General features: G+C 49.1%; 4 tRNA genes. All 4 read right to left on the bottom strand.

Annotated features, from left to right (window positions below):
• Positions 1-109 precede the first annotated feature (109 nt).
• A tRNA-Asp gene (locus FC99_RS08460) sits at positions 110-183 on the bottom strand.
• Positions 184-203: 20 nt separating this feature from the next.
• Positions 204-276: transfer RNA gene (locus FC99_RS08455), tRNA-Val, on the bottom strand.
• Positions 277-280: 4 nt separating this feature from the next.
• Positions 281-353 (bottom strand) — tRNA-Glu (locus tag FC99_RS08450).
• A gap of 13 nt (positions 354-366) precedes the next feature.
• Positions 367-457 (bottom strand) — tRNA-Ser (locus tag FC99_RS08445).
• Positions 458-521 lie beyond the last annotated feature (64 nt).

Here is a 521-nt window from a genome sequence, read left to right as displayed (position 1 = left end):
ACCGCCGACACATGGAGCTTCAATCCATTGCTCTACCGACTGAGCTACCGAGCCATATACCATTCATGTAATATGTTTGTTGTGTATTAAATTGTTAATAACATAACAACGGTCTGTACGAGACTCGAACTCGTGATCTCCTCCGTGACAGGGAGGCGTCCTAACCAACTAGACCAACAGACCATAATAATGTTATGTTACGATGGAGGATACAGGGCTCGAACCTGTGACCCTCTGCTTGTAAGGCAGACGCTCTCCCAACTGAGCTAATCCTCCAAAATGACCCGTACGGGATTCGAACCCATGTTACCGCCGTGAAAGGGCGGTGTCTTAAACCACTTGACCAACGGGTCATACTTATGAAAACGGAGAGTGAGGGATTCGAACCCTCGAAACAGGTTAGTACCCGTTTACAGCATTTCCAATGCTGCTCCTTCAGCCACTCGGACAACTCTCCATCTAAAGCTCCGGCAGGCGGGCTCGAACCGTCGACAACCTGATTAACAGTCAGGTGCTCTACC

Origin of the sequence: Levilactobacillus koreensis JCM 16448 (genome assembly GCF_001435525.1) — a bacterium.
Classification (GTDB): Bacteria; Bacillota; Bacilli; order Lactobacillales; family Lactobacillaceae; genus Levilactobacillus; species Levilactobacillus koreensis.
Note: the sequence above shows the minus strand (reverse complement) of the source record. Positions and strands in the feature narration are given on the sequence as shown.